Source organism: Curtobacterium sp. PhB78 (assembly GCF_003751685.1).
GTDB lineage: Bacteria > Actinomycetota > Actinomycetes > Actinomycetales > Microbacteriaceae > Curtobacterium.
The window spans coordinates 769,101-794,522 of record NZ_RKIA01000001.1; the positions used below are offsets into that span (position 1 = coordinate 769,101).

At 70.0% G+C, this 25,422-nt stretch carries 21 protein-coding genes and 1 rRNA gene; 19 read left to right on the forward strand and 3 right to left on the reverse strand.

Annotated features, from left to right (window positions below; all coding sequences use genetic code 11):
* Window positions 1–354 precede the first annotated feature (354 nt).
* The 4 genes from EDF53_RS03755 (at window position 355) to EDF53_RS03770 (ending at window position 4,979) form a co-directional block, all read left to right on the forward strand.
* Window positions 355–1,722 (forward strand): glycine betaine/L-proline ABC transporter ATP-binding protein, encoded by a 1,368-nt coding sequence (locus EDF53_RS03755; RefSeq protein ID WP_216834478.1) that lies wholly within the window; start codon window positions 355–357, stop codon window positions 1,720–1,722.
* Window positions 1,719–2,660: a proline/glycine betaine ABC transporter permease gene (locus EDF53_RS03760; RefSeq protein WP_123292259.1), complete on the forward strand. Its 942-nt coding sequence runs from the start codon at window positions 1,719–1,721 to the stop codon at window positions 2,658–2,660. The genes EDF53_RS03755 and EDF53_RS03760 overlap by 4 nt, the downstream gene beginning before the upstream one ends.
* Window positions 2,661–2,791: 131 nt before the next feature.
* Window positions 2,792–3,706, forward strand: coding sequence for a glycine betaine ABC transporter substrate-binding protein (locus tag EDF53_RS03765; protein WP_123292260.1), 915 nt, complete (start codon window positions 2,792–2,794; stop codon window positions 3,704–3,706).
* Between the two features lie 109 nt (window positions 3,707–3,815).
* The gene (locus EDF53_RS03770) at window positions 3,816–4,979 is read left to right on the forward strand and encodes a mechanosensitive ion channel family protein (RefSeq protein WP_123292261.1); all 1,164 of its coding nucleotides are present in this window, start codon (window positions 3,816–3,818) and stop codon (window positions 4,977–4,979) included.
* A gap of 82 nt (window positions 4,980–5,061) precedes the next feature.
* Here EDF53_RS03770 and EDF53_RS03775 read toward each other — a convergent pair whose 3' ends face one another.
* Window positions 5,062–5,253, reverse strand: coding sequence for a hypothetical protein (locus tag EDF53_RS03775; RefSeq protein WP_111085947.1), 192 nt, complete (start codon window positions 5,251–5,253; stop codon window positions 5,062–5,064).
* 93 nt (window positions 5,254–5,346) lie between these two features.
* Between EDF53_RS03775 and EDF53_RS03780 the strand changes: the two genes are divergently transcribed.
* Window positions 5,347–6,498 carry an SLC13 family permease gene (locus EDF53_RS03780; protein ID WP_123292262.1) on the forward strand — a complete coding sequence of 384 codons (1,152 nt, stop codon included), beginning with the start codon at window positions 5,347–5,349 and terminating at the stop codon, window positions 6,496–6,498.
* Between the two features lie 161 nt (window positions 6,499–6,659).
* On the opposite strand, the gene EDF53_RS03785 is transcribed toward EDF53_RS03780, so the two are convergent.
* The gene (locus EDF53_RS03785; RefSeq protein ID WP_123292263.1) at window positions 6,660–7,631 is read right to left on the reverse strand and encodes a magnesium transporter CorA family protein; all 972 of its coding nucleotides are present in this window, start codon (window positions 7,629–7,631) and stop codon (window positions 6,660–6,662) included.
* Window positions 7,632–7,699: 68 nt separating this feature from the next.
* Complete coding sequence (locus tag EDF53_RS03790) at window positions 7,700–10,183, reverse strand: hypothetical protein (RefSeq protein ID WP_123292264.1); 2,484 nt, start codon at window positions 10,181–10,183, stop codon at window positions 7,700–7,702.
* 135 nt (window positions 10,184–10,318) lie between these two features.
* On the opposite strand from EDF53_RS03790, the gene otsA reads away from it, so the two are divergent.
* From otsA to EDF53_RS03860, 14 genes are all read left to right on the forward strand, one after another.
* Complete coding sequence (otsA, locus tag EDF53_RS03795; RefSeq protein ID WP_123292265.1) at window positions 10,319–11,911, forward strand: alpha,alpha-trehalose-phosphate synthase (UDP-forming); 1,593 nt, start codon at window positions 10,319–10,321, stop codon at window positions 11,909–11,911.
* Window positions 11,904–12,686 carry a trehalose-phosphatase gene (gene otsB / locus EDF53_RS03800; protein WP_123292266.1) on the forward strand — a complete coding sequence of 261 codons (783 nt, stop codon included), beginning with the start codon at window positions 11,904–11,906 and terminating at the stop codon, window positions 12,684–12,686. Before otsA ends, otsB begins: the two co-directional genes overlap by 8 nt.
* A gap of 92 nt (window positions 12,687–12,778) precedes the next feature.
* Entirely contained in the window at window positions 12,779–14,473 is a 1,695-nt protein-coding gene (gene ilvD / locus EDF53_RS03805; protein WP_123292267.1) for a dihydroxy-acid dehydratase, read from the forward strand.
* Window positions 14,474–14,520: 47 nt separating this feature from the next.
* Complete coding sequence (locus tag EDF53_RS03810; protein ID WP_123292268.1) at window positions 14,521–16,344, forward strand: acetolactate synthase large subunit; 1,824 nt, start codon at window positions 14,521–14,523, stop codon at window positions 16,342–16,344.
* Window positions 16,341–16,841, forward strand: a complete 501-nt coding sequence (ilvN, locus tag EDF53_RS03815; protein ID WP_022907763.1) for an acetolactate synthase small subunit — start codon at window positions 16,341–16,343, stop codon at window positions 16,839–16,841. Before EDF53_RS03810 ends, ilvN begins: the two co-directional genes overlap by 4 nt.
* Before the next feature lie 51 nt (window positions 16,842–16,892).
* Entirely contained in the window at window positions 16,893–17,918 is a 1,026-nt protein-coding gene (gene ilvC, locus EDF53_RS03820) for a ketol-acid reductoisomerase (protein WP_111085939.1), read from the forward strand.
* A 212-nt stretch (window positions 17,919–18,130) separates the two neighbouring features.
* Window positions 18,131–19,321 carry a mannitol-1-phosphate 5-dehydrogenase gene (locus EDF53_RS03825; RefSeq protein WP_123292269.1) on the forward strand — a complete coding sequence of 397 codons (1,191 nt, stop codon included), beginning with the start codon at window positions 18,131–18,133 and terminating at the stop codon, window positions 19,319–19,321.
* Between the two features lie 61 nt (window positions 19,322–19,382).
* On the forward strand, window positions 19,383–19,847 hold the full coding sequence (locus tag EDF53_RS03830) for a hypothetical protein (protein ID WP_123292270.1): 465 nt from the start codon (window positions 19,383–19,385) through the stop codon (window positions 19,845–19,847).
* Entirely contained in the window at window positions 19,844–20,224 is a 381-nt protein-coding gene (locus EDF53_RS03835; RefSeq protein ID WP_123292271.1) for a hypothetical protein, read from the forward strand. The genes EDF53_RS03830 and EDF53_RS03835 overlap by 4 nt, the downstream gene beginning before the upstream one ends.
* 77 nt (window positions 20,225–20,301) lie before the next feature.
* On the forward strand, window positions 20,302–21,891 hold the full coding sequence (gene serA / locus EDF53_RS03840) for a phosphoglycerate dehydrogenase (protein WP_123292272.1): 1,590 nt from the start codon (window positions 20,302–20,304) through the stop codon (window positions 21,889–21,891).
* A complete protein-coding gene (locus tag EDF53_RS03845) occupies window positions 21,891–22,961 on the forward strand; it encodes a 3-isopropylmalate dehydrogenase (RefSeq protein ID WP_123292273.1) in 1,071 nt (356 codons plus the stop codon). Before serA ends, EDF53_RS03845 begins: the two co-directional genes overlap by 1 nt.
* A 15-nt stretch (window positions 22,962–22,976) precedes the next feature.
* Window positions 22,977–24,086, forward strand: coding sequence for a branched-chain amino acid aminotransferase (locus tag EDF53_RS03850; protein ID WP_123292274.1), 1,110 nt, complete (start codon window positions 22,977–22,979; stop codon window positions 24,084–24,086).
* A gap of 30 nt (window positions 24,087–24,116) precedes the next feature.
* Window positions 24,117–24,887, forward strand: coding sequence for a fumarylacetoacetate hydrolase family protein (locus EDF53_RS03855; RefSeq protein ID WP_123292275.1), 771 nt, complete (start codon window positions 24,117–24,119; stop codon window positions 24,885–24,887).
* 460 nt (window positions 24,888–25,347) lie between these two features.
* Window positions 25,348–25,422 (forward strand): 16S ribosomal RNA (locus tag EDF53_RS03860); the annotation flags it as partial.

Genomic DNA, 25,422 nt, shown 5'->3' on the forward strand with positions numbered 1-25,422 from the left:
ACGATCGTGATCCCCATGTGCGTGGGCGACACGCCGACGACGGGGTACAGCGATGCCGGGATTCCGGCGGACGTCGATTGTGATCGGGGGACAGGAAGCCGTTAGGTTTGAACGTCCCCACAGGCCCGACGGCCGGGGGCACGACGACCAGAACGCGTCCGCGGCCAGCAGCGCCGTGACCGTACGGTCGGCCGGACCGGGACCGCCCCGAGCGTGGTCCCTGCGTGCGTGTTCGCTCGCCCTGCGCCGTTGCGCGGGCTGACGTGGGCCGTGCGCGCCGTCCCGGGCGACCCGTTCGCAACCACACCGTCACCGCACGTGCGCTCCGGCGCCGCGGCGACGCGAGGAGTCCAGTTGTCCATTGCCCCATCCGAGATCCGGCACGACACGTCGCCGGACGGCACGGGCGCCGCGCTCAGTGTGCGCGGTGTCTACAAGGTGTTCGGCCGCCGACCCGGCGACGCCGTCCGCCGCCTCGCCGCCGGCGCCACCCGCGACGAGGTCCGCGAGCAGGGATCCGCCGCGGTCATCGACGCGTCCTTCGACGTCCGCCCCGGCGAGATCTTCGTCGTCATGGGACTGTCCGGCTCCGGCAAGTCGACCCTCATCCGGATGCTCAACGGCCTGCTCGAGCCCAGCGCCGGCAGCGTCGAGATCGGCGGGCGCACGGTCACCAAGGCGAGCGCCAAGGAGATCCGCGAGATCCGTCGGTCGAGCGTGTCGATGGTGTTCCAGCACTTCGCACTGCTGCCGCACCGAACCGTGCTCGAGAACGTCGCGTACGGCCTCGAGGTGAACGGCGTCGACAAGACGACGCGCCTCGCGAAGGCCCGTGAGGTCATCGACCTGGTCGGCCTGGACGTCTGGGCCGATGCGAAGCCCGACGAGCTGTCCGGCGGCATGCAGCAGCGCGTCGGCATCGCCCGCGCCCTCGCCGCCGAGACCGACGTCCTGCTGATGGACGAGGCGTTCAGCGCGCTCGACCCGCTCATCCGCCGTGAGATGCAGGAGCAGCTCGTCGACCTGCAGCAGCGGCTCGGCAAGACCATCGTCTTCATCACGCACGACCTCAACGAGGCGATGTTCCTCGGTGACCGGATCGCCGTGATGCGCGACGGCCGGATCGTGCAGATCGGGTCGCCGGAGGACATCCTCACCGACCCGGCGAACGACTACGTCGCCCAGTTCGTGCAGGACGTCGACCGCGCCCGTGTGCTCACCGCCGCGAGCGTCATGGAACCGGCGCGCGCGGTCGTCCCGTCGACGGCGGGCCCACGTGGCGCGCTCCGGGTGATGCGCGACCTGCAGACCGCAGCGGTGTTCGTCACCGGGCGTGGTCGCACGCTCGACGGATGGGTCCGCGATCGCCACGTGATGCGACAGGTCAAGGCCGGCGACACGAACCTCGACGCCATCGTGAACACCGAGTACGCCCGGGTCTCACCCGACACCGCGCTCACCGATCTGTTCGAGCTCGCCGTGGAGTCGCCCCTGCCGATCGCCGTGGTCGACGACGAGGACCGCCTGCTCGGCGTCGTGCCGCGGGTCACACTGCTCGCAGCGCTCGGCAACGTGCCGACCGCGACCATGCCGATCCCGGTGCTCGAGCCGGTCACGCGCATCTCGGATTCGGATCTCGACGCGACCCTGGCCACCGGGGAACAGCCCGTCGTGAGCGATCCGACCATCATCTCGACCGACCGCACAGGAGCCGACGCATGACCACTCTCTTCGGATTCCGACTGCCGCTCGGCGACGCGGTCGACGCGATCGTCGAGTGGATCACGACCTACCTCGGTGGCGTCTTCGACGTCATCGCCGCGATCTTCACGTTCTTCTACGAGTGGATCGAGTACTTCCTCACGACGCCGCCGTTCTGGGCCGTGATCGTCGTGCTCGTCGCCGTGGCCTTCTGGGCGAAGGGCTGGAAGCTCGCGCTCGGCACCCTGGTCGGCCTGGCTGTCATCGTGAGCATCGGCGAGTGGAGCTACGCGATGGAGTCGCTCGCCCTCGTCGTCGTCGCCGCCGGTATCGCCGTGGTGCTCAGTCTGCCGCTGGGCGTCTGGGCGGCGCGCTCCGACGCAGCGAGCCGGACGATCAAGCCGGTCCTCGACTTCATGCAGACGACCCCGGCGTTCGTGTACCTGATCCCCGCGCTCATCCTGTTCGGCATCGGGCCGGTGCCGGGCATCGTCGCGACGATCGTCTTCGCGATGGCGCCGGGCGTCCGCCTCACCGAGCTCGGTATCCGCGGCGTCAGCTCCGAGGTCGTCGAAGCCGGTGCTGCGTTCGGCTCGAGCCCGTGGCGGATCCTCCGTCAGATCCAGCTGCCGCTCGCTCGTCCGAGCATCATGGCCGGCGTCAACCAGGTCATCATGCTCTCGCTGTCCATGGTCGTCATCGCGGGCATGGTCGGCGCCGGGGGACTCGGCGGCCAGATCGTCGCCGCCCTGAACCGCATCGACGTCGGTCTGGGCTCCGAGGCAGGCATCTCGGTCGTGATCCTCGCGATCGTGCTGGACCGGATGACCGCAGCGTTCGGTGGCGACCGCAAGAAGCGCGCTCCGAGCCGGACGACGTCGGCCACCGCGCCCACCGGCGACGACGACCAGGAGTCGGCGACCCAGCAGGCGGAGCAGCCCGTGCCGGTCGGCGCCTGACGGCTGGAGCGCCGTCGCGCACCCGGTCGACCAGATCATCCAGACCCCACAGACCGCACGGTGACAGCACGCCGTGTCGACGACGCCGAACCCGGTCCGCCGGTGCCGAGCGTCGAACCAGGAAGGAAACCATGAACACCCGAACCAAGATCCTGTCGGCCATCGGACTCGGTGCCGCCGCGGCCCTCGCGCTCAGCGCCTGCTCGCCGCCCGGCTCGAGCAACGCGTCCGACACGGTGGACAACGGCGACAAGCAGGCGATGAAGATGGTCGTCTTCAACGGCTGGGACGAGGACACCGCAGCAAGCGAGCTCTGGAAGTACGTCCTCGAGAAGAAGGGGTACGACGTCGAGCTCGACTACGCGGACCCCGCGCCGGCGTACCAGGGGCTGGCTCAGGGCGACTACGACGCCGTGCTCGACACCTGGCTGCCGAACACGCACAAGGCGTACATGGACAAGTACGGCGACGACCTCGAGGACCTCGGGTCGTGGAACGACCAGGCGTCGCTCGAACTCACCGTGAACGCGGACGCTCCGATCGACTCGCTCGCCGACCTCGCCGCGCACAAGGACGACTTCGGCGGACGGATCGTGGGCATCGAGCCCGGCGCCGGCGAGACGAAGATCGTCAAGGAGAAGGTCATGAAGGCCTACGGGCTCGACGACTGGGAGCTCGTCACGAGCTCGACGCCGGCGATGCTGTCCGAGCTGAAGAAGTCCGAGAAGGACGGCAAGGACATCGTCGTCACCCTCTGGCGTCCGCACTGGGCCTACAACGCCTTCGACGTGAAGGACCTCGAGGACCCGAAGAACGCCCTCGGCGACAACGAGAGCATCCACACGATCGTGAACGAGGACTTCGGCGACGACTTCCCGCAAGCGCAGAAGTGGCTGCAGGCGTTCAAGATGGACTCCGACACGCTCTACTCGCTCGAGGACGCGCTCGTGAACAGCGGCGCGGACCAGTCCGAGTACCAGTCGATCGTCGAGAAGTGGGTTGCCGACAACGAGGACTACGTGGACTCGCTCACCGCGAGCAAGTAGCGGTTCCGTTCGGACAGGAGGCCCGGTGCGCGTCGTGCGCACCGGGCCTCCTCGCGTGCGTGGCCGGGTCCTGCGAACAACGCCTGTCGTCCGTTGCTTGCATGGAGGGATGGACATCCTCCTCCGACTCCTCGTCGCGATCGGGTTCGCCCTCCTCATCACCGCCGTCGCCGCGGTCGTCCTGCACCTGGTGCTGCGGACGGTCGCGCGACGGGAGCGGTGGGCGGGCGTGCTCTCGCGCCGGGCGAAGCACCCGTTCCGCACCACAATGCTCGTGGTCCTGCTCTGGATCGCGTTCACCTCGAGCGTCCCGCGCGACGCCGACGCCTACCCGTGGCGCGACGAGGTCGTGCACGGGTTCCTCATCGCCACGATCGCGGTGGGCTGCTGGCTGGCGTGCCAGATCGCGATCTTCCTCGAGGACCTCGGCCTGCACCGGTTCCGCATCGACGTCCCCGACAACCGGCAGGCCCGCCGCATCCGCACGCAGGTCCTCATCATCCGGCGGCTCACCGTCGCCGTGCTCGTCATCATCGCCGTCGGCGCGATCCTGCTCACCTTCGACGGGGTCGAGGCCGCGGGCGCGAGCGTGCTCGCGAGCGCCGGACTCATCTCGGTCGTCGCGGGTCTGGCGGCGCAGTCGACGCTCGGCAACGTCTTCGCGGGCATGCAGCTCGCGTTCTCCGGGTCGATCCGCGTCGACGACGTCGTCGTGGTCGAGCAGCAGTGGGGGCGGATCGAGGAGATCACTCTGACCTACGTGGTCGTGCACCTGTGGGACGACCGGCGCTTCGTGCTGCCGTCGACGTACTTCACGAGCACCCCGTTCGAGAACTGGACGCGCACGAACAGCGAACTGCTCGGTGCCGTCGAGATGGACCTGGACTGGCGGGTCCGTCCCGGGGAGATGCGCGAGGAGCTCGACCGGATCCTCGACCGCACCGAGCTGTGGGACCGCCGCGTCAAGGTGCTGCAGGTCACCGACGCCGTGCAGGGGTACGTGCGGGTACGGGTCCTCGCGACGTCGCACGACGCCCCGTCGCTGTTCGACCTGCGCTGCTACATCCGCGAGGAACTCGTCGAGTGGATCCAGCGCACCCACCCCGACGCCCTGCCGGTCCAGCGCGTGCTCATGGTCGACGAGACCGCACCGCGGCGGCGCACGGCGTCAACCGCTGCCGACTCGGCGCTGTTCGCGCCGGGGCAGGAGGACCGCGCGGCACTCTTCACCGGTCCGATCCAGACGTCCGACATCCCGCCTGCGGAGCGCTGACGGGCTCCGGACCCGACGCGGGACGGACGGGAGGCCCGGTGCCAGCTGGCACCGGGCCTCCCGTCCGTCAGATGGTCGCGACCTACGGCTGGCGCGCCTTGACGGCGCGGTCGTCCTCGACCACCGTGCCGATCGCCACGATCGTGGTCGCGATCCACGCGACCCACGTCAGGGCGAGCCGCCAGTCGCGGGGTCCCTGGCGGGTGGTCTGGAGCACGCTGTAGCCGCTGATGAGCGAACTCCACACCGCACCGTTGAACATGAACTTGCGCACAGAGGCCTCCTGTCGTCGTGCTGCCAACGCTACCGGTCAGTACATTGGAGCGCCGCCGGACACCCTGCCCGGCGCACTCGTCAAGGAGCGCCCGTGCGTCAGGCCGTCATCGGAGCAGTGCTGCTCGTCATCGGCGCGGTGTGCGTCGCGCTCGGCCTGCTGCCGCTCGACGACCTCGGGGTCCTGGCCGAACGGGTCCTGCCTGTCCTCGGGTTCGTCCTCGGGCTGACGATCGTCGCCGAGCTCGCCGCGGACGCCGGGGTGTTCGACCGGCTCGCCGACGTCGCGGCACGTGTCGGCGGCGGACGCACCATCGGGCTGTGGGGCGCGGTCGTGGTCCTCGCCGTGCTCTGCACCGTGTTCCTGTCGATCGACACGACCGCGGTGCTGCTCACCCCGATCGTGATCTCACTGGCGCGCCGGGTCGGGCTGCCGCCGATGCCGTTCGCGCTCACCACCGTCTGGCTCGCGAACACCGCGTCCCTGCTGCTGCCGGTGTCGAACCTGACGAACCTGCTCGCCGTCGACCGGATGGGCCTCGGCGGCCCGCTGCCCTTCGCCGGGCTGATGGCCTGGCCGGCCGTCGCCGGGGTCGTCGTGCCGTGCGCCGTCCTGCTCGTGGTGTTCCGCGGCAAGCTCTTCGGGCGCTACACGCCGGTGTCGGTGCGCCGTCCGTCCGACCCGGTGTCGTTCTGGGCGGCGTCCGCTGTGCTCGTCGCGCTCGTGGTGGCGCTGACCGCCGGGGTGACGGTCTGGATCGCGGCCGTCGCCGGTGCCCTCGTGCTCGTCGTGGTCGCGGCGTTCCGGTCGCCCGCCGAGCTCCGGCCGTCGCGGGTGCCGTGGTCGACGCTGCTGTTCGCCGCCGGGCTCTTCGTCGTGGTCGAGACCCTGCACAGCACCGGGCTCACCGACCCGATCGTGCGGGCGCTCGGCGACGGCACCGGCACCGGGCCGCTCCTGCTGCTCGGCGCCGGGGGAGCGGTGGCGGCGAACGCGATCGACAACCTGCCCGCGTACCTGGTGCTCGAGCCCGCTGCCGGTCACGAGGCCGTGCGGTACGCGGCGCTCCTCATCGGCGTGAACGCCGGGTGCCTGGTGACGCCGTGGGCCTCGCTCGCCACCCTGCTGTGGCACGCACGGCTGTCGGCCGAGGGCGTGCACCTGTCGTGGGGCAAGTACATGCTGCTCGGGTGCATCGCGGCTCCGCTCACCGTGGTCGCCGGGGTGCTCGCGCTGGCGATCTGACGCGGGGCCGCTGGGGTGCTCGCGCTCCGACGCGCGGTCGCACCGTGCGTGCTCCGTCGTTCGGTGCGGTGCCGGCAGCCTGGTGCGAGTTTGTGGCGGGGCACGGTGCGGTCAGTCGCGCACCGCCCGAACAAGCTCGCACCGTGCGAAGCCCGCGGCGGTCAGAGCCAGTCGCGGGCCTTGAAGACGCGGTAGAGCACGAGCGACGACGCGACGATGAGCGCGAGCGAGACGTACAACCCGCTCCACGCACCCTCGCCCGGGAACGTCACGTTCTGCCCGAAGAAGCCGGTGATGGCGGTGGGGATCGCGATGATCGCGGCCCAGCTCGTCACCTTCTTCATCACGGTGTTCTGCCGGTTCGACGCCAGGTTGAGGTTCGTGTCGAGGACACTCGAGACGGCGTCGCGCAGTTGCTCGACGGAGTCCGAGATCGACACCAGGTGGTCCTCGACGTCGCGGAAGTAGGGCCGGATGCCGTCCGAGATGGTCTCCGCGTCGCCGTGCAGCAGCGATGCGACGCTGTCGCGGGTCGGGACGACGAGCCGCCGCAGCACGCCGAGGGCCTTGCGGAGGCGGAACGACCGGCGTTGGATCTGCTGTTCGCGGGCGTTGCCCCGCTCGAACAGGTCGTCCTCGAGGTCGTCGATCCGTCGCTCGATGTCCTCCACGGTCTCGGTGGCGTGGTCGACGACGGCGTCGAGCAACGCCCAGACGAGCCACGGCACACCGTGCTCGGCCACGTCCGCGTTCGCGTCGAGCCGGTGCTCCATCGCGGCGGTGTCGACGTCGGCCCCGTGGATGGTGACGAGGGCGTGCTCGGTGACGAACGCCTTCACCTCGTGGGTGACGAGCTCGCCGTCCTCGCCGAGACCGCCGACGTCGTAGACCACGAGGAACAGGCTGTCGCGGTACCGGTCGAGCTTCGGGCGCTGGCCCTGCTCGACGGCGTCCTCGACGGCGAGGGCGTGGATGCCGAGCTCCTGCTCGACCTGCACGAGGTCGTCGTGCACGGGGTCGGTGTAGTCGACCCAGACGAAGGTGTCCGCGTCGGCGACGAGGTCCGAGACCCGGTCGACCGGGAAGTCCCGTTCCGCCGCGTCGCCGTTCCGCCACGCCCGTGTCCTGACCATGCGCGTCAGCCTAGTGAGACGGCCGGCCCGGGGATCCCAGGCCGGCCGTCGTCGCGTTCGGTGGTGCGTCAGTAGGCGGAGACGAGCTTCCCGTCCTCGACCTTCAGGTACTGGTACACATCGAAGCTGTCCTCGCCGTGCTCCTCGTCCCCGAAGTACGAGGTGTAGTCGTACTCGACGACACCGTCCTTCGTGCTCTGCACCATGACCGTGCCCGAACCGGAGGCCTCGACCTCGACCTCGGGCATGGTCGTGACGTCGTAGCGCACGGCACCATCAGCGTCGTACGGGCCGTACCAGGGGCACCCGCTCAGCGCGCTGAGGTCGGTCTTCGTGGCGCAGTCGTCGATCAGGTCGGTCACGTACTGCTCGGCGTCCTGCTGCAGCGCCTTCGTGGCGGTGGGGGTGAAGTCGACGTACCCGGACGACGTCGCACCGACCGACACCTGCTCGGTGCCGCCGGTGAAGTACTTCGTCCCGCCGACCTGCACCTCGTAGGTGCCGGGGTAGGCGAGCGAGGTGAACCGGCCGTCGCTGATCTCGCCGATCTCCTTGCCGCCGACCGTGACCGGGGCACCCTCGAGCACCTCGGACGCGGTCAGGGTGACGGTCTGGGCGAGCGGCTCAGTGACGCGCCACTCGTCCTTCACCAGGAACGAGGTGCCGGTGCGCCGGAGGCTGACCTGGCCGGAGCGGTTCTTGCCGCCCTGGGTGTAGCTGACGGTGGCGAGGGCGGTGTCACCGCTCGTCGAGACGCGGCCGACGCGGATGTCCGACGGACGGTCCTTCGCGCTCTTCAGCACCGCGGTGTCGAGCATGGCGGCGTCGGACGGCACCTCGCTGAGTCGGGCGGCGGTGTCGGCGTCCCCGCTCGCGATGGCCTGCACGTAGGACTTCACGGTCGGAGCCGGCCCCCACACGTTGGCACGGAGCACACCGGTGGTGACGGCTCCCGCGATGACGACGACGACCACGGCGCCGCCGGCGATGAGCGAGCGGACCAGGACCTTCTTGGCGCGCGGCGACATCGGAGCGGGCGTGGGAGCGCCGCCGCCGACGAAGGGCTGTTCCGGCTGACCGGGGTGGCCGACGCCGGGCGTCGCCGCCCACGCTGCTGCTGCCGGGTCGCCCGCGGGCGCCGCCGACGGGAACGCGTGGTCGGCCGGCGGGAACGCCGGGCCGGCCGGCGGGAACGCCGGAGTCGCTGCCGGGAAGGTCGGTGCGGCCGCCGGGCGCGGGTCCGCTCCGACGAGGCGCGAGGTCCGCAGCACGACGCCACCGCCGAGGCGGGGGAGCAGCACGGGCGCGAGGTACCGTGCCACGGCCTCGATCGCGCCGCCCCACAGCGCGAACACGAGCGGCGTCCACGGTGCGATCCCGATCGAACCGGTCCCGCTGACGGCGCTGATGCCCGTCGCCTGGTAGGACACCAGGCCGGTGCCGAGCACGAAGAGCAGGAGCCCGAGGGCGAACCAGACGACCGGGGTCACGACCCAGTCCAGCGTGGTGCGGAACCGGTCGTTGCGGCGGACAGCGAGTGCGAGGCCCGCGACGACCGAGGTCACGACGACGAGCAGGACGACGAGCCAGGTCCAGCCGCCGGCGCCGCCGAAGACCGACGCCGTGCTGCCCGCCGACCCGAAGCCGGACAGCCCGACGCCGCCGAGGAAGCCGAGGGCGGTGAGGCCGACCGCGACGTTGCCGACGAGCACCGGCAGCGCTGCGCCCCACGAGGGCTGTGCGACCAGGGCGACGACGATGACGACGACCGTCACCAGCACGACGAGCACCGTGAGCTGCGACGCCGCGACGCGCAGCGTGCCGAGGACGCGACCGGCGAACACGTTCCGGCCGAGCAGGGCCGACGGGCGTGCGAGCACCGCGGCGAGTGCGCCGATCACGAAGGCCCCGAGGATGCTGCCGAGGCCGACCGCGTGCACGGGGTCGATGGAGGCGCCGGAGACGGCGGGGAACCGGATGGCGAGGATGCCCGCGGCGGCGTTGGTCAGCACCGTGGTCACCAGCCCGGACAGGACGGCGGTCAGCAGGATCGGGGTGCGCCCGAGGCCGCGGGTGCGGATGCGACGGGTGAGCACGACGGCCAGCACGACCTGCGCGGCGAGCACGAGCGCCGGGACGACCGCGAGTGCGCCCGACCCCGACCCGAGGAAGCCGATCGAGCCGGACAGGTGCAGACGGCCGAGGTCGGCGAGGGCGACGAGCTGGGCGGGGGTGCCGAGCAGGACGCTGACCCCGGACAGCAGCGACTGGACGTCGGGGGTGCTCCCGGCGCCGAGGTCGGTCCCGGTGCCGGTCGACCCCGACCCGACGGAACCGGATCCGCCCGCTGCCAGCACGGCGACGGTGAGGAGCAGTGAGATCGCAGCGACCACGTAGGCGGCGACCCAGCCGCCGACGGCGGCGAGCACGGCGGCCAGCCAGTCACGGCCGGACACGGACCGCAGCAGGCGACCGAACGCATCCGACGACTGCGGGCCGGGCTGCCCCGGCGGGACGGGCGGGACGGGCGGGTTCGGCGGGTTCTCGCTCATGGCTGGTGGGTCCTCTCCGACCGGGAGGCCGATGCCGCACGCCAGCACCCGTGTCCCCCCGACACGCACCCGCAGCGTACCGGAACCCGCCGATCCGCCGTGAATCCGCTGTCCGGGCGCTGGTAGGTTCCCACCGTGTCTGCGCCTTCTCGTTCCTCCACCAAGTACGCCTTCGTCGTCGCCTCGAACCGCCTGCCGGTGGACCGGGTCGTCGACCAGGACGGCAACGAGGGATGGCGGCACTCGCCCGGTGGCCTCGTCACCGCCCTCGAGCCCGTGATGCGCGCGAACGACGGGGCCTGGGTCGGCTGGGTCGGCCAGCCCGAGGTCGAGGTCGAGCCGTTCGACAACGAGGGCATCCACATCGTGCCGGTCCCGTTGTCCGACGACGACGTCGAGGAGTACTACGAGGGCTTCAGCAACGACACCCTCTGGCCGCTGTACCACGACGTCATCGAGCACCCGAGCTACCACCGCGACTGGTGGAACGCCTACAAGCGGGTCAACGAGCGCTTCGCCGCCCAGATCGCCGAGATCACCGAGCAGGACGGCATCGTCTGGGTGCAGGACTACCAGCTGCAGCTCGTGCCGGCACTGCTCCGGGCCAAGCGTCCCGACCTGACGATCGGCTTCTTCAACCACATCCCGTTCCCGCCGGTCGGCATCTACGCCCAGCTGCCCTGGCGCGCGCAGATCCTGGACGGCCTGCTCGGCGCCGACGTCATCGGCTTCCAGCGCCACGACGACGCGAGCGACTTCCTCCGCGCGGTCCGTCACATCAAGGGCTACACGACGAAGGGGCAGACGATCGACGTCCCCGTCGACGACCCGGACGCACCGCGCAGCCGCAAGGGCATCACAGTCCGCCACGTCGAGGCCCGGCACTTCCCGATCTCGATCGACGCCGAGGCCTTCGAGGACATCGCGCGCCGTCCCGAGGTGCAGGAGCGTGCCCGCGAGATCCGCGAGAGCCTCGGCAACCCGAAGACGGTGTTGCTCGGGGTCGACCGCCTCGACTACACCAAGGGCATCCGGCACCGCATCAAGGCCTTCGGCGAGCTCGTCGAGGACGGCCGCATCAAGGTCGAGGACGCCGCCCTCATCCAGGTCGCGAGCCCGAGCCGCGAGCGCGTGGACACCTACGCCACGCTCCGCGACGAGATCGAGCTGAGCGTCGGCCGCATCAACGGCGACCTCGGGGTCATCGGCCACCAGCCGATCTCGTACCTGCACCACGGCTACCCGCGCGAGGAGATGGTGGCGCTCTACCTGGCCGCCGACATCATGCTCGTCACCGCGCTGCGGGACGGCATGAACCTCGTCGCGAAGGAGTACGTCGCGGCCCGCTTCGACAGTGACGGGGTGCTCATCCTGTCCGAGTTCGCCGGTGCCGCCGACGAACTGAAGCAGGCCGTCATCGTCAACCCGCACGACATCGGCGCGCTGAAGGACAGCATCGAGCGCGCGATCGAGATGCCGCGCCGCGAGCGCTCGACGCGCATGCGTGCGCTCCGGAAGCGGGTGCGTGACAACGACGTGGCGCGCTGGTCGCGCTCGTTCCTCGAGGCGCTCGACCGGCACGCGCCGCGGAACGCCCAGCTCGACCCGTCCGCCACCGACCCGGCGGACCGACACCGTGAGGCGCAGACCGACAACATGTCGATCTTCGACCAGGACGCCCAGTCCGCCAGGGCTGCCGAGGACACCCGGGAGGCACGTGATGACTGAGACCACCACCGACCAGACCGCCATCGACACGGCTCTCGAGACGCTCGCGGCTGCGCCGCGACTCATCGTCGCCCTCGACTTCGACGGCACGCTCGCGCCCTTCGCCGACGAGCCGTCGCAGGTCGGTGCTCTGCCGGGCTCGTGGGCAGCGGTCCTGACCCTGCACCGTGCGAAGGACACCGAGGTCGTGCTCGTCTCCGGTCGCCCGCTCGGCAGCCTCGCGGCCGTGTCGCACGCGCCGCAGGACATGGCGCTGGTCGGGTCGCACGGCGTCGAGTGGCGCGTGGACGGCCACGACGAGGCCGCCCTGACCGACGACGAGGTCGCCCGGGTCGCACGCATCGGTGCGGCGCTCGACGAGGTCGGCGCGCGGTACCCGGGCGTCGTCATCGAGCACAAGCCGGCCGGTCACGGCGTGCACACCCGTCGCGTGAGCGCCGAGGTCGCCGCGCAGGCGAACGCCGACGCGAGCCGTGCGGCGCACGAGGCCGACGCCGACGTGCTCGAGCGCGGTGGCAAGGACATCGTCGAGTTCGCCGTCCGGCACGTCACGAAGGGCGACGCGATCGCCCGGCTGCGCGAGCTCCACGGTGCCGACGCGGTGTTCTTCGCCGGTGACGACGTCACCGACGAGGACGGCTTCCGCGTGCTCGGTGACGGCGACGTCGGCGTGAAGGTGGGCCCGGGGGAGACCCGTGCCGGGTACCGCATCGCCGACCCGGCGGCCCTGACCGGCGTCCTGAAGCAGCTCGCCAGGATCCGTGCGACGCGCTGACCAGGGTGATCCGGGCCTCCCGGTCGGGCTCCAGAACATGCGAACGCATGTTGTTGTCCAACTGGTATCCCAAAGCGTCCTAGACTCGCTCCATGCCTGATATCGACGTCAAGCCGCGCAGCCGGGTCGTCACCGACGGGATCGAAGCAACCACCTCGCGTGGCATGCTGCGGGCCGTCGGTATGGGAGACGAGGACTGGAGCAAGCCGCAGATCGGCATCGCGTCCTCGTGGAACGAGATCACGCCCTGCAACCTCTCGCTCGACCGCCTCGCGCAGGGCGCCAAGGAAGGCGTCCACTCCGGCGGCGGCTACCCGCTGCAGTTCGGCACCATCTCCGTCTCGGACGGCATCTCGATGGGCCACGAGGGCATGCACTTCTCGCTCGTCTCGCGCGAGGTCATCGCCGACAGCGTCGAGACCGTCGTCAACGCCGAGCGCCTGGACGGCACCGTCCTGCTCGCCGGCTGTGACAAGTCCCTGCCGGGCATGCTCATGGCCGCCGCGCGCCTCGACCTGGCGAGCGTGTTCCTGTACGCGGGTTCGGTCATGCCGGGCTACGTGAAGCAGGCCGACGGCACGATGAAGGAAGTCACGATCATCGACTCCTTCGAGGGCGTCGGTGCCTGCAAGGCCGGCACCATGTCCGAGGAAGAGCTGAAGAAGATCGAGTGCGCCATCGTCCCGGGCGAGGGCGCCTGCGGTGGCATGTACACGGCCAACACCATGGCGAGCGTGGCCGAGGCCCTCGGCATGTCGCTGCCGGGCTCCGCAGCCCCGCCGAGCGCCGACCGCCGCCGTGACTACTACGCGCACCGCTCCGGCGAGGCCGTGGTGAACATGCTCGAGCACGGGATCACCGCCCGCCAGATCCTGACGAAGGAAGCCTTCGAGAACGCGATCGCCGTGGCGATGGCCCTCGGCGGCTCCACCAACGTCATCCTGCACCTGCTCGCCATCGCCTACGAGGCCGAGGTCGAGCTGTCGCTGGACGACTTCAACCGCATCGGTTCGAAGGTCCCGCACCTGGCCGACATGAAGCCCTTCGGCAAGTACGTCATGGTCGACGTCGACCGCAACGGCGGCATCCCGGTGATCATGAAGGCGCTGCTCGACGCCGGCCTGCTGCACGGTGACTGCCTCACCGTCACGGGCAAGACCGTCGCCGAGAACCTGGCCGAGATCGACCCGCCGGCGCTCGACGGCGAGGTCTTCCGCACGCTCGACAACCCGATCCACGAGACCGGCGGCCTGACCGTCCTGCAGGGGACCTTCGCCCCCGAGGGCGCCGTGGTGAAGACCGCGGGCTTCGACGCCGAGGTGTTCGAGGGCCCCGCGCGGGTGTTCGACCGCGAGCGTGCCGCGATGGACGCCCTCACCGAGGGCAAGATCCAGAAGGGCGACGTCGTCGTCATCCGCTACGAGGGCCCCAAGGGCGGCCCGGGCATGCGCGAGATGCTCGCCATCACCGCAGCCATCAAGGGCGCGGGCCTCGGCAAGGATGTACTACTCTTGACCGACGGACGATTCTCAGGCGGCACAACCGGCCTGTGCATCGGCCACATCGCACCCGAGGCAGTGGACGCAGGTCCAGTTGCCTTCGTGCGCGATGGCGACCGCATCCGTGTCGACATCGCGGCTCGCTCGCTCGACCTACTGGTCGACCCGACCGAGCTGGAGGCCCGCCGTGACGGCTGGGCCCCGCTGCCCCCGCGCTACACCCGCGGAGTCCTCGCGAAGTACGCCAAGCTCGTGAAGTCCGCCGCCCAGGGCGCGGTCACGGGCTAGCGTTCGACACACGCACCATCGCCACCTCTCCAGGCAAGGACCACCTCATGCCCACGGAAGCAACTCCGCTGTCCGCGGCCGCCGGTGCACGCCGGTCGCCGGAGATCCTGACCGGCTCGGGAGCCGTCCTCCGGACGCTCGAGCACCTCGGGATCACCGACGTCTTCGGCCTGCCGGGCGGTGCCATCATCCCGTTCTACGACGAGCTCATGGCGTCGAAGACGATCCGCCACATCCTCGTCCGCCACGAGCAGGGCGCCGGCCACGCCGCCGAGGGCTACGCCTCGGCGTCCGGCAAGGTCGGTGTCGCCATCGCGACGTCCGGCCCCGGTGCGACGAACCTCGTCACGGCCATCGCCGACGCCTACATGGACTCGGTGCCCTTCATCGCGATCACCGGTCAGGTGTTCTCGACGCTGATGGGGACCGACGCGTTCCAGGAAGCCGACATCGTCGGCATCACGATGCCGATCACGAAGCACTCGTTCCTGGTCACGGACCCGGCCGACGTGCCGGCGACCCTGGCCGCGGCGCACCTCATCGCGACGACCGGTCGGCCCGGCCCCGTGCTGGTGGACATCACGAAGGACGCCCAGCAGAAGTCGGCGCCCTACGTCTGGCCGCCCAAGATCGACCTGCCCGGCTACCGACCGGTCACCAAGGCGCACGGCAAGCAGATCACCGCGGCCGCGCAGCTCCTGGCCGAGGCCGAGCGTCCGGTGCTCTACGTCGGCGGCGGCGTGATCCGCTCCCGCGCGACCGCCGAGCTGCTCCGCTTCGCCGAGGCGACGGGTGCGCCCGTCGTGACGACGCTGATGGCACGCGGTGCCTTCCCGGACTCGCACCCGCAGCACCTCGGCATGCCCGGCATGCACGGCACCGTCCCGGCGGTGCTCGGTCTGCAGGACAGCGACCTGATCATCGCGCTCGGTGCCCGCTTCGACGACCGCGTGACGGGCAAGGCCGACGAGTTCGCGCCGAACGCCAAGGTCGTGCACGTCGACATCGACCCGGCCGAGATCTCGAAGATCCGCTTCGCCGACGTCCCGATCGTGGGCGACGCCCGTGAGGTCCTGGTCGACCTGCTCGACGCGTGGGGCGGCATCGCCGTCGACGACCGCGCCTCGACGGCCGACTGGTGGACGAAGCTCCGCCAGCTCAAGGTCGACTTCCCGCTCGGGTACGCCGAGCCGACCGACGGGCTGCTCGCCCCGCAGGCCATCATCAAGCGCATCGGCGAGCTCTCCGGACCCGAGGCCGTCTACGCCTCGGGTGTCGGACAGCACCAGATGTGGTCGGCGCAGTTCATCAAGTACGAGCGCCCGAACGCCTGGCTGAACTCCGGCGGCGCGGGCACGATGGGCTACTCCGTCCCCGCGGCGATGGGCGCGAAGGTCGCCCAGCCGGACCGCGTGGTCTGGGCGATCGACGGCGACGGCTGCTTCCAGATGACGAACCAGGAACTCGCGACCTGCGTCATCAACGACATCCCGATCAAGGTCGCGATCATCAACAACTCGTCGCTCGGCATGGTGCGGCAGTGGCAGACGCTGTTCTACGACGGTCGTCACTCGTTCACCGACCTCGAGACCGGCCACGACTCGCGCCGAGTGCCCGACTTCGTGAAGCTGGCGGACGCGTACGGCGCCCTCGGCATCCGCGTCGAGAAGGCCGACGAGGTCGACGCCGCCATCCAGCTCGCACTCGAGACGAACGACCGCCCCGTGGTGATCGACTTCGTCGTGAGCCGTGACTCGATGGTCTGGCCGATGGTCCCGCAGGGGGTCAGCAACTCGTCCATCGAGTACGCCCAGGCCCTCGCACCCACCTGGGACGACGAGGACGCCGACATGACGGGGGAAACCGCATGAGCCACGTCCTGTCCCTCCTCGTCGAGGACAAGCCCGGTCTGCTGACCCGTGTCGCGGGCCTGTTCGCCCGCCGCGGGTTCAACATCGAGTCGCTCGCCGTCGGCAACACCGAGGTCGACGGCCTCAGCCGGATCACCGTCGTCGTCGACGTCGAGGACCTCCCGCTCGAGCAGGTGACGAAGCAGCTCAACAAGCTCGTCAACGTCATCAAGATCGTCGAACTGGACTTCTCGCAGTCCGTCCAGCGCGAGCACATGCTCGTGAAGGTCCGCGTCGACAACCAGACACGGTCGGCCGTGCTCGAGGCAGTGAACCTGTTCCGCGCACAGGTCGTCGACGTCGCGAACGACTCGCTCATCGTCGAGGTGACCGGAGACCCCGGCAAGATCCAGGCGATCCTCCGCGTCCTCGAGCCCTACGGCATCAAGGAGCTCGCCCGTGCGGGACTCCTCGGCATGGGCCGCGGACCGAAGAGCATCACCGACCGGGTGCGCTGACCAGCGGTCCGCCACCCCCACAATCCACCAGAACCAAGGAGACACACCCTCGTGACTGACATCGTGTACGACGCCGACGCCGACCTGACGCTCATCCAGGGCAAGAAGGTCGCCGTCATCGGGTACGGCTCGCAGGGCCACGCCCACGCCCTCAACCTCCGTGACTCGGGTGTCGAGGTCAAGATCGGCCTCAAGGAGGGCTCGAAGAGCCGCCAGAAGGCCGAAGAGGCCGGCTTCGAGGTCCTCACCCCGGCCGACGTCACCGCCTGGGCCGACGTCGTCGTCATCCTCGCGCCGGACCAGGTCCAGCGCATCGTCTACGCCGACGACATCCGTCCGAACCTCAAGCCGGGCGCCACGCTCGTCTTCGGCCACGGCTTCAACATCCGCTTCGGCTACATCGAGGCGCCCGAGGGCGTCGACGTGTCGCTCGTCGCCCCGAAGGGCCCGGGTCACACCGTCCGTCGCGAGTACGAGGCCGGCCGTGGCGTCCCCGTCATCGTCGCCGTCGAGGTCGACGCGTCGGGTTCCGCCTGGGACCTCGCCTGGTCGTACTCGAAGGCCATCGGTGGTCTGCGCTCCGGCGGCATCAAGACGACCTTCACCGAGGAGACCGAGACCGACCTGTTCGGCGAGCAGGCCGTCCTGTGCGGTGGCACCTCGCAGCTCATCCAGTACGGCTTCGAGACCCTGGTCGAGGCGGGCTACCAGCCGCAGATCGCGTACTTCGAGGTCCTGCACGAGCTCAAGCTGATCGTCGACCTGATCTGGGAGGGCGGCCTCACCAAGCAGCGCTGGTCGATCTCCGACACCGCCGAGTTCGGTGACTACGTCTCCGGCCCGCGCGTGATCTCGCCCGACGTCAAGGAGAACATGAAGGCCGTGCTCGCGGACATCCAGAACGGTGCCTTCGCGAAGCGCTTCATCGACGACCAGGACGCCGGCGCACCCGAGTTCAAGGCGCTGCGCGCCAAGGGCGAGGGCCACCCGATCGAGGCGACCGGCCGCGAGCTCCGCGCGCTCTTCGCGTGGAAGCAGAACGACGGCGACTACGTGGACGGCTCGGCAGCGCGGTAGTCTTCCGAGGAACACTCGATGACGAGGCGGCGGTGCAGCCCTTGCACCGCCGCCTCGCGACGTGACCCGAACGTTATGCAGCAGCTCTTCTCCAGCCCCGACGCCGTGGACCGGCGTCCCCTCGGCGTGCGCCCGGACGATGTGCGACAGCCGTCGTCCGCGGTCCGCACGAGCGGTCAGGGGCGGACCGACCAGCATGGGATGATCATCGGATGGCGGTGACGAAACGAGCGGTCCACATCGGCGCCGGCAAGATCGGGCGTGGGTTCGTGGGCCAGTTCCTCGTGGCGAGCGGCTACGAGCTCACCTTCGTCGACGTCGACGACCGTGTGGTCTCCGCGTTGAACGAAGCCGGACGCTTCGTGGTGCACGAGGTCGGCGAGATGCCGGTCGAGCACCTCGTCTACGGCTTCCGGGCGCTCAGCAGCAAGACCGACCGCGACCGCGTGATCCAGGCGATCGCCGAGGCGGACGTCGTGACGACCGCCGTCGGCGCCCGGACGCTCCCGCTCGTCGCACCGCTCATCGCCGAGGGTCTCGCGGCACGTCCGCTCGAGCGCGGCGACGTCACGATCGTGGCGTGCGAGAACGCGTTCAACGCCACCGATTCGCTGCACGCGAGCATCCGGCGTGCGCCGGTGCTCGAGGACCGCGACATCGCCGCGGTGTTCGCGAACTGCGCCATCGACCGCATCGTCCCCGACCAGTCCGGCGTGCTCGGGCAGTCCGGCGGCCTCGACGTCGTGCTCGAGCCCTTCTACGAGTGGGTCATCGAGCGCACGCCGTTCCTCGGTTCCGACGCCGAACCCCCGACGATCGAGGGCGTCACCTGGGTCGACGACCTGCAGCCCTTCGTCGAGCGCAAGCTCTACACGGTGAACACCGCGCACGCGACGGCCGCCTACCACGGCTACGTCCGGGGCATCCGGCTCATCCGTGAAGCCCTCGAGGACGACGCCGTCCGTGCCGAGGTCGACGGCGTGCTCGCCGAGACCACCGCGCTGCTCGTCGCGAAGCACGGTTTCGACCCGGAGGACCACGCACGGTACGTCGCGGCGAACCTGTCGCGCATCGCGAACCCGCACCTGCCCGACACCACCGTGCGCGTCGGACGCAACCCGCTCCGCAAGCTCGGCCGACGCGAGCGCTTCGTCGGTCCCGCCGCGCAGCTCGCCGAACGCGGGTTGCCGGTCGAGCACCTGCTCGGGGCCGTCCGCGTCGCGCTCGCGTTCGACGACGAGAACGACCCGGAGTCGATCGAGCTGCACGCGCTGCTCCGCTCCGGCGCGACGGCGCACGCGCTCACCGAGATCCTCACCGGCCTGATGGAGAGCCACCCGCTCTTCCCCGCCGTGCGCGATGTCGTCGCCGAGGTGCTCGCGACGCAGCCCGCCGACGCCTGAGCGCACCTCCCACCGGGAACCCGTGGTCTCCCCGTGCGCCGGTCCCTCGTAGGATCGAGGCATGAACACGGCAGCATCCCCACCCGACGGGTCGGTCGACCCGGACGTGACGAACGCCGTCGACCACGACGACGAGGCGCTCAGCTGGGGTGACGCCGACGACGCCACCCACGTCGACGCCGCGCACAATCCGGTCGCCGTCAAGGACCGTGGCGACCGCGACCCCGAGGCACCGGAGACCTCCGGCGCCCTCGTCGGGTTCGGCGTGTTCGGTGGGCTCTACCTGCTCTACACGGTCGCCTGGCTGCTGACGGCGTCGACCTCGTACGTCTCGGGTGTCGACACCGTCCTGAGGGTCTTCGTCGAGGTGCTCCGGTTCCTCGCCATCCTCGCGCCGGCGCTGTGGTTCACGGTGGTGCTGTGGGCCGCCCGCGGCAGCCGGACCCGGACACGACTGCTCTGGATGCTGCTCGGTGCCGTGGTGCTGTTCCCGTGGCCGTTCCTGCTGACGCGGAGCTTCGGGTGACCGCCGCGACGCCGGTCGGCCGCCGGTCGCGCGGTCCGGTCGTCGGCCGCATCGCGGTCTGGCTCGTGTTCGCCGTGCTCTTCGCCTACATGACGGTGCAGGCGGTGGGGAACCTCACGCAGATCTCGCAGCGGGTGGACGAGTTCAACGCGTTCCTCGCGACCACCTCCGGTGGCGAGTCGCTGCAGGCCAGCACACCCTGGGTGTGGCTGGTCCTGGACATCCTGATCGCCCCGGTCGCCTTCGTGGTCGCCCTGGTGATCACGCGTCGTGCGCGGCTCGCGGTCACCCTCGCCGTGTTCGTCCTCGCCTTCGCGGCGGCGGGCGCCCTCTGGCTCGACCTGCAGCTGTTCGTGCCGAGCCTGCTGCAGTTCTAGGCGCCGCGGTCGTAACGGGCCGCGCACGTCGATAGCATGGTGGGATACCAACCGTCTCTCGTGAGGAAACAGCAGCTGTGTCGAAGCCGGTCGTCCTGATCGCCGAAGAACTCTCGCCCGCCACGGTCGACGCCCTCGGGCCCGACTTCGAGATCCGGAACGTGGACGGCACCGACCGCCCCGCGCTCCTGTCGGCCCTCGCCGACGCGGATGCCGTGCTGGTGCGTTCCGCCACCAAGGTCGATGCCGAGGCGATCGCCGCGGCCCCGAACCTCAAGGTCGTCGCCCGTGCCGGTGTCGGCCTGGACAACGTCGACATCAAGGCGGCGACCACCGCCGGTGTCATGGTGGTGAACGCGCCGACGTCGAACATCATCTCCGCCGCCGAGCTCACCGTCGGGCACATCCTGTCGCTCGCCCGCCACATCCCGGCCGCGCACGCGTCGCTGGCCGCCGGTGCGTGGAAGCGCTCGTCGTACACCGGCGTCGAGCTCTACGAGAAGACCGTCGGCATCATCGGTCTCGGCCGCATCGGCGCGCTCATCACGCAGCGCCTGCAGGCCTTCGGCGTCCAGGTGATCGCGTACGACCCCTACGTCACGACGGCTCGCGCCCAGCAGCTCGGGGTCGAGCTCGTCTCCCTCGACGACCTGCTGCGGCGTGCCGACTTCGTCACGATCCACATGCCGCGCACCCCCGAGACCCTCGGCATGATCTCGGACGACCAGTTCGCGCTCATGAAGCCGACGGCGTTCGTCGTGAACGTCGCCCGCGGCGGCCTGATCGACGAGGACGCCCTGCACCGTGCACTGACCGCGAACACCATCGCGGGTGCCGGCCTCGACGTCTTCGTGTCGGAGCCCCCGAAGGACTCCCCGCTCGTCTCACTGCCCAACGTCGTCGTCACGCCGCACCTGGGTGCCTCGACGGACGAAGCGCAGGAGAAGGCCGGCGTCTCGGTCGCCAAGTCGGTGCGTCTCGCGCTCGGCGGCGAGCTCGTGCCGGACGCGGTCAACGTCGCCGGCGGCGTCATCGACCCGTACGTCCGCCCCGGCATCCCGCTCGTCGAGAAGCTCGGCCAGGTCTTCACGGCCCTCGCCACGTCGCCCGTCACGAGCATCGACGTCGAGGTCCACGGCGAGCTCGCCGAGTACGACGTCAGCGTGCTCAAGCTCGCGGCGCTCAAGGGCGTCTTCACCGACGTCGTCAGCGACCAGGTCTCCTACGTCAACGCCCCGCTCATCGCGGAGCAGCGCGGTGTCACCGTACGGCTCATCACCGAGACCGACAGCCCCGAGTACCGCAACGTGCTCACGATCCGCGGCGCCCAGTCCGACGGCCCCGCGATCAGCGTCTCCGGCACGCTCACCGGCCCCAAGCAGGTCGAGAAGCTCGTCGAGATCAACGGGCACGACGTCGAGGTCCCGCTCGACCGGCACCACGTCGTCATGGAGTACGTCGACCGCCCGGGCATCGTCGCGGTCTACGGCAAGGAGTTCGGCGAGGCCGGCATCAACATCGCGGCGATGCAGATCTCGCGCGAAGCCGCCGGCGGCCAGGCGCTCAGCGTCCTCACCGTCGACTCGCCGGTGCCCGCCGAGATCCTCGAGCACGTCGGCCGGGCGATCGACGCCTCCTCGCTCCGCGAGATCGACATCACGCTCTGATGGCCGTCCGGACGCTCCAGCTCGCGGTGATCCGCGGGGACGGCATCGGACCAGAGGTCGTCGACGAGGCCCTCAAGGTCCTGCACGCCGTGACCCCGGACGACCTCGTCATCGAGGAGACCCCGTTCTCCCTCGGTGCGACGCGCTACCTCGAGACCGGTGACATCCTCACCGAGGACGACATGTCCGCCATCGCGTCGCACGACGCGATCCTGCTCGGCGCCGTCGGCGGAGACCCCCGCGACCCCCGGCTCGCCGGCGGGATCATCGAGCGTGGGCTCCTGCTGAAGCTGCGCTTCGCGTTCGACCACTACGTCAACCTGCGACCGACCAAGGTCCACGACGCCGTCGCGACGCCGCTCGCCGACCCGGGCGCGGTGGACTTCGTCGTCGTCCGCGAGGGCACCGAGGGGCCGTACGTCGGCAACGGCGGAGCGATCCGCACGGGCACGCCGCAGGAGATCGCGACCGAGGTCTCGCTGAACACCGCGTTCGGTGTCGAGCGCGTCGTCCGCTACGCCTTCGACCTGGCGAACCGTCGGGCACGGAAGCACCTCACGCTCGTGCACAAGAGCAACGTCCTGGTGCACGCCGGGGCCCTGTGGCAGCGCACGGTCGCGGCCGTCGGGGCGGAGTTCCCGGACGTCACGGTGGACTACCAGCACGTCGATGCGGTCACCATCCACATGGTGCGGGATCCTGCTAGGTTCGACGTCATCGTCACCGACAACCTCTTCGGCGACATCATCACCGACCTGGCCGGCGCGATCAGCGGCGGCATCGGTCTGGCGGCCTCGGGCAACATCAACCCGGACGGCACCTTCCCCAGCATGTTCGAGCCGGTCCACGGCTCCGCGCCGGACATCGCGGGTCAGCAGAAGGCCGATCCCACGGCCGCCATCCTCTCCGTCGCCCTGCTGCTCGACCACATCGGTCGCAGCGACCTGGCGACGGCGGTGACGCGGGCCGTCGAGGCAGACCTGGCAGACCGGGGCACCACGCAGCGTCGCACGGCCGAGATCGGCGACGCCATCGCCGCCGCGGCCACGGCACGCACCACCACCGCCTGAGAAGGAGCCCTCCCCATGAGCACCGACACCGCCTTCGGACTCGAGTTCGCCACCACCCCGTCCGCGGACCGTCGTGCCGCCGCCGAGCGCGAGGAGATCCTCGCCGACCCGGGCTTCGGCAAGCACTTCACGGACCACATGGCCACCGTCGAGTGGACGCTCGACGGTGGTTGGCACGGTGCCTCGATCCACCCCTACGGCCCGCTCTCGCTCGACCCGAGCGCCAGCGTGCTGCACTACGCGCAGGAGATCTTCGAGGGGCTCAAGGCGTACCGGCACGCGGACGGGTCGGTGTGGTCCTTCCGCCCGGACGCCAACGCTCGTCGGTTCCAGCGGTCGGCCCGTCGGCTGGCGCTGCCGGAACTGCCGGTCGAGGCCTTCGTCGAGTCGATCCGGCAGCTCGTGCAGACCGACGTCGACTGGGTGCCGTCCGCGCCCGAGACGAGCCTGTACCTCCGGCCGTTCATGATCGCGACCGAGTCGTTCCTGGGGGTGCGTGCGGCGCAGGCGGTGGCGTACCACTGCATCGCGAGCCCAGCCGGGGCGTACTTCACCTCGGGCCCGAAGCCGGTCTCGATCTGGCTCTCCACCCAGTACGCCCGCGCCGGCAAGGGCGGGACCGGTGCCGCCAAGACCGGTGGCAACTACGCGTCGTCGCTGCTGCCACAGCAGGAGGCCTACGAGCACGGGTGCCAGCAGGTCATGTTCCTCGACTCGGTCGAGGGCAAGTACCTCGAAGAACTCGGCGGCATGAACGTCGTGCTCGTGAAGTCCGACGGCACGCTCGTCACGCCCGACTCCGACTCCATCCTCGAGGGCATCACGCGCGACTCGATCCTGCAGTTGGCAGAGGACCGCGGGCTCACGGTCGAGAAGCGCCGGGTGACCCTCGACGAGTGGCGTGACGGTGTGGCCGACGGCTCCATCACCGAGGCGTTCGCCTGCGGGACGGCCGCCGTCGTGACGCCGATCGCGGAGCTCCGCGGCGAGGGCTTCACGATCGGTTCGCCGACCGAGGGCGCCGGGGAACTCACGATGTCCCTGCGCGACGAGCTCACCGACATCCAGTACGGCCGTCGTCCCGACCCGCACGGGTGGATGACGAAGCTGACCGACGCGTCCTGATCGAGGCTCGGGCGTGGGTAGGGTCGAACGGTGAAGATCGCACGGTTCAGCAGCAAGGGTGAAGACCCCCGGTACGGCATCCTCGACGAGCGGCACCTGGTGGTGCTCGCCGGAGACCCGATGTACCAGGGGTTCGAGACCACGGGGGAGCGCGTCGCACTCGCCGACGCCAAGCTCCTCGCCCCCGTCATCCCGCGGTCGAAGGTCGTCGGGGTGGGGCTCAACTACCTCGAGCACGCTTCGGAGATGGACGAGCGCGCCGGCGACGACCCGGTGGTGTTCCTCAAGCCGAACACCTCGGTGATCGGACCCGACGAACCCATCCGTCTGCCGGCGGACATCGGCCGCGTCGACCACGAGGGCGAACTCGCCATCGTGATCGGATCGCTCGCCAAGAACGTCCGGCGCGAGGACTTCGCGAGCGTCGTGCTCGGGTACACGATCGCCAACGACGTGACCGCCCGCGATCTGCAGGCCCGCGACGGCCAGTGGACCCGTTCGAAGGGGTTCGACACCTTCTGCCCGCTCGGCCCGGTGATCGAGACCGAGATCGACCCGTCGGACATCCGCATCGAGACCCGCGTGGACGGCGACCTGCGCCAGGCGGGTTCGACGAACGAGATGGTCCACGACATCCCCTCGCTGGTCGAGTTCGTGTCGTCGATCTGGACCCTGCTGCCCGGTGACGTCATCCTGACCGGTACCCCCGCCGGGGTCGGCCAGATCCGCGACGGCGAGGTCGTCGAGGTCACGATCTCGGGCATCGGCACGCTCAAGAACCCGGTGATCGCGCGCCACTGACCCGGCTCGTCACCCCACGGCCCGTTCCCCCTCGGGGGAGCGGGCCGTTCCGCGTTCGGCGCCGTTCCGGGCGACACGCCCGGGATGCAGCCTGGCTTGGCGCAGCCGTTCGTCCCTGCGTAGAGTAATCACTCGTTGCCACGGCGGCGGAGAACGGAACGGCTGAGACGGTCACTGGGTTTACCCGGGGATCTTGTCCGCCACGGTTCTTCCCCGGGCAGCGGATTCACCAGCCTCTCTGGCGGAGCATCTTCGGGTGTCGAGTGGGGGAGTGCGTCTGGTCCTTGAGAACTCAACAGCGTGCACATTGTCAATGCCAATTTATTGATTGACCTCGTGCCTGGGCAGCTTCGGTTGTTCAGGTCATGATGCAATTCCTTTTGGATTGAAGATTGTCAGTAGACAGTCAACAGTCAGAATCAACTCGGTCTGATGCCTTCGGGTGTTGGGTCTGTATTTTTTTACGGAGAGTTTGATCCTGGCTCAGGACGAACGCTGGCGGCGTGCTTAACACATGCAAGTCGAACGATGATGC